Genomic DNA, 4,357 nt, shown 5'->3' on the forward strand with positions numbered 1-4,357 from the left:
CGTCCTGGGTGAGTCCGGCGGTGTGGACGACGGCGGTCAGGGGCTGGTCGCCGGGGATGGCCGCGAGGACGGCGGCGAGGGCGTCGCGGTCGGCGACGTCACAGGCGGCGATGGTCACCTCGGTGCCGTGGGCGGTGAGTTCGTCGTACAGCTCCTTCGCGCCGGGCGCCTCGGTGCCCCGGCGGCTGGTGAGCACCAGGCGCGCGGCGCCGTGGGTGGCGGCCCAGCGGGCGACGTGGGCGCCGAGCGCCCCGGTGCCGCCGGTGATCAGGACGGTGCCGCGCGGTTTCCACGGCGGGGCGTCGGGCGCGGGCGCGGAGACGAGCCGCCGCGCGTGGGCGCCGTCGTCCCTCAGGGCCACCTCGTTCTCGCCGCTGACGCCGGTGAGCAGCGCGGCGAGCCGGGCGACGGCCGGTCCGTCCAGTTCCTCGGGCAGATCGATCTGTCCGCTCCACCGCTCGGGCTCGTCCAGTCCGAGGACGGTGCCCAGGCCCCACACCTGTGCCTGCGCGGGATGCCGTACGGGGTCGGCGGGCCCGGTGCTGACGGCGGAGCGGGTGGCGGACCAGAGCGGCGCGCCGGGGGCGAGGCCCGCGAGGGCGCGCACGGCGGCGACGGTGTCGGCGAGCCCCCGGGTGAGGGCGGGTTCGCGCGGGTCGGGCCGCTCGTCGAGGGCGGCGAGCGAGAGGACACCGGAGACGGTGATACCGCCCGCGAGGGCGCCGGGCGTGGCGAGGGTGTCGGCGGGGACGGCGTGGACGGTGGCGCCGTGGTCGGCGAGTCCGTCGAGCACGGCCCGTACGAGATCGGTCCTGACGTCCTCGGCGGGGGTGAGCACCAGCCAGTCGCCGGTGAGCGGGGCCGCGGGGGTCTCCAGTTCCAGCGGGGTCCAGGTGACCTGGTAGCGCCAGCCGTCGACCAGGGCGGCGCGCTGGCGGGCCACCGCGTCGGCGGGGGCCTCGATCCAGTGCCGGGTGCGCTGGAAGGGGTAGGTGGGCAGGGTGACCGGGGGCACGGGTCCGGTGCCGATGACGCGTTCCCAGTCGACCGGCGCGCCGTGTGCCCAGGCCTCACCGACACTGGTGAGGAAGCGGTCGTGGCCGCCGTCGTCGCGGCGCAGCGAGCCGACGGCGTGGAAGCGGTCCTGTCCTTCGTGCTCCGCCACGGACTCCTCCACGGAGACCAGCAGCACGGGGTGGGGACTGGTCTCCACGAAGAGCCCGTGGCCCTGGTCGGCGAGGGCCCGTACCGCGTCCGCGAACCGCACGGGCCGGCGCAGGTTGGCGCACCAGTAGGCGGCGTCGAGGGCGGGTCCGTCGATCCACTCCCCGGTGAGGGTGGAGTACATCGGCACTTCGGGGGTGCGGGGCGCCACGGGGGCGAGGAGGTCGAGCAGGCCGGGGAGGATCTCCTCGACCTGCGGGGAGTGGGAGGCGTAGTCGACGGGGATCACCCGGGCCCGGACGTGCCGTTCGCGCTGGCAGGTGTGGACGACCTCCTCCAGCGCGCCGGGATCGCCGGACAGGACGACCGAGCGGGGGCTGTTGACGGCGGCGATCGAGAGCGTGCCGTCGTAGGGCGTGAGCAGTTCGGCGGCCTCCTCGGGCGGCAGGGCGACCATGGCCATGGCGCCGCGCCCGGCGAGGGCGGTGATGGCGCGGCTGCGCAGGCACACCACGCGGGCGGCGTCGCGGAGGCTGAGGGCCCCGGCGACACAGGCGGCGGCGATCTCACCCTGGGAGTGGCCGACGACGGCGGCCGGTTCGACGCCGTAGGAGCGCCACAGCGCGGCGAGGGAGACCATCACCGCGAACGAGGCGGGCTGGACGACATCGACCCGGTCGAACGTGGGCGCGCCCTCGGCGCCCCGCAGGACGTCCAGGAGGGACCAGTCGGTGAACTCGGCGAGCGCGTCGGCGCACTCGGCGAGGCGGGCGGCGAAGACCGGTGAGGTGTCGGCGAGTTCGACCGCCATACCGTTCCACTGGGCGCCCTGGCCGGGGAAGACGAACACGGTCCGGCCGAGCGTCCGCGCGGTGCCGGTGGCGATCCGGCCCTCGGCCTCGCCCTCGACGAGGGCGGCGAGCCCCGCCCCGTACGCGCCGATGACGACGGCGCGTTCCTCGAACCGGGCCCGGGTCGTCGCGAGCGCCCGCGCCACGGCGTAGGGATCGGTGGCGGGGTCGGTGGCGTGGGGGACGAGGGCGGCGGCGCGCTCCCGCAGGGCCCGCGGGGTGCGGGCGCTCAGCAGCCAGGGGGCGGCGGGCCGGGCCGGACGGGGGGTGACCGCGCTCGGCTCGGACGCTCCCGCGCCACCGGCCGCCACCGGGGCGCCCTGAGCCTCCGTACCGACAGCTGCCAGCGGCTTCCCCGGCACGTCCGCGCCAGCGGCCGCCACCGGGGCGCCCTGGGCCTCCGTACCGGTGCCCGGCGGCGTCGCACGGGCCTCGGTGACCGGCTCCTCCGGCACCCCCGCACCGACCGCGACGGGCTCCTCCGGTGCCTCCTCGACGATCACATGCGCGTTCGTCCCGCTGATCCCGAAGGCGGAGACGCCCGCCCGGCGCGGGCGGCCGTTCCTGGGCCAGGGCCGGGACTCGGTCAGCAGCCGCACCGCCCCGGAGGACCAGTCGACGCGCGAGGTGGGTGTGGTGGCGTGCAGGGTGGCGGGCAGGGTGGCGTGGGAGAGGGCGAGAACGGTCTTGATGACGCCGACGACCCCGGCCGCCGCCTGGGTGTGCCCCAGGTTGGACTTGGCGGAGCCGAGCCAGAGCGGCCGGTCGCCGGGCCGTTCCTCGCCGTAGGTGGCGAGGAGGGCCTGGGCCTCGATGGGGTCGCCGAGCCGGGTGCCGGTGCCGTGGGCCTCGACGGCGTCGACATCGGCGGGGCCGAGGCCCGCGCTGGCGAGGGCCTTGCGGATGACGCGCTGCTGGGAGGGGCCGTTGGGCGCGGTCAGTCCGTTGGACGCGCCGTCCTGGTTGACGGCCGAGCCCCGTACCACCGCCAGTACCCGGTGGCCCTTGCGCCGGGCGTCGGAGAGCCGCTCGACCAGGAGCACCCCGACGCCTTCGGCCATACCGAAGCCGTCGGCGTCCTCGGCGAAGGAGCGGCAGCGGCCGTCGGTGGACAGCGCGCGCTGCCTGCTGAAGCTGATCATCGGGGTGGGGGTGGCCATCACGGACGCGCCCGCGACGAGGGCGAGTTCGCATTCGCCGCTCCGCAGCGCCTGGGTGGCCAGATGGAGCGCGACCAGCGAGGACGAGCACGCGGTGTCGATGGTGACGGCGGGGCCGACGAGGCCGAAGGTGTAGGCGATACGGCCGGAGGCGACGCTGGGCGCGCCTCCGGTGACCTGGTAGCCCTCCAGTTCCCCGGGCATCCCGTGGGGCTGGCCGTAGTCGGGGGTCAGCACCCCGGCGAAGACTCCGGTCTCGCTGCCCTTGATGTCGGCGGGGACGAGCCCGGCGCTCTCGAACGCCTCCCAGGACGTCTCCAGCAGCAGCCGCTGCTGGGGGTCCATGGCGAGCGCCTCCCGGGCGGAGATCCCGAAGAAGTCGTGGTCGAACTCGGCGGCGCCGTAGAGGAATCCGCCCGCGCGGGTGTAGCTGGTGCCATGGCGTTCGGGGTCGGGGTCGTAGAGGGCACCGGTGTCCCAGCCCCGGTCGGCGGGGAGGTCGCCGACGGCCTCGCCGCCACCGGCCAGCAGCCGCCACAGCTCCTCGGGTCCGCCGATGCCGCCGGGCAGGCGGCAGGCCATGCCGACGACGGCGAGCGGCTCCCCGTCGGCGGCGGCGGTCGCGGCGACGGTGACGCGCCGGACGGTGCCGCGTGCCGTCTCCCACAGATGGGCGGCGAGCAGCGCGGGGCTGGGGTGGTCGAAGACGAGGGTGGTGGGCAGGGTGAGTCCGGTGGCAACGGTGAGCCGGTTGCGGAGTTCGACGGCGGTCAGCGAGTCGAAGCCGGTGTCCTTGAACGCGCGGTCCTCGGCGACCGCGTCCGGGCCGCCGTGTCCGAGCACCCGTGCCGTGTGCTCCCGTACGAGGGTGAGGACGAGTGCGCGCTGTGCCTCCTCGTCCAGCCCCTCCAGCCGTTCGGCGAGCCGCCCGGAGGCGCCGTCCCCGGCGGTACGGGTGGGGACGGCGGGCCGCTCGGCCAGCTCCGCCAGCAGCGGGCTGGGCCGCCCGAGGGTGAAGACGGCCGCGAACCGCTCCCAGTCGGCGTCGGCGACGGCCACGGCGGTCTCGTCCTGGCCGAGGACGACGGCGAGCGCGTCGAGCGCGGCCTCGGTGTCGAGGACCGGCACGCCGGAGGCGGCCAGGCTCGCGAACCGGCTCTCGTCGATCATCCCGCCACCGGC

At 76.3% G+C, this 4,357-nt stretch carries 1 pseudogene; it reads right to left on the reverse strand.

Features of this window, described 5'->3' with window-relative positions:
- Positions 1–4,348, reverse strand: a pseudogene (locus ACFVIM_RS33265) (SDR family NAD(P)-dependent oxidoreductase); the annotation flags it as partial.
- Between the last annotated feature and the right edge of the window lie 9 nt (positions 4,349–4,357).

The sequence above is a fragment of the Streptomyces sp. NPDC057638 genome (genome assembly GCF_042800315.1).
Taxonomy (GTDB): domain Bacteria; phylum Actinomycetota; class Actinomycetes; order Streptomycetales; family Streptomycetaceae; genus Streptomyces.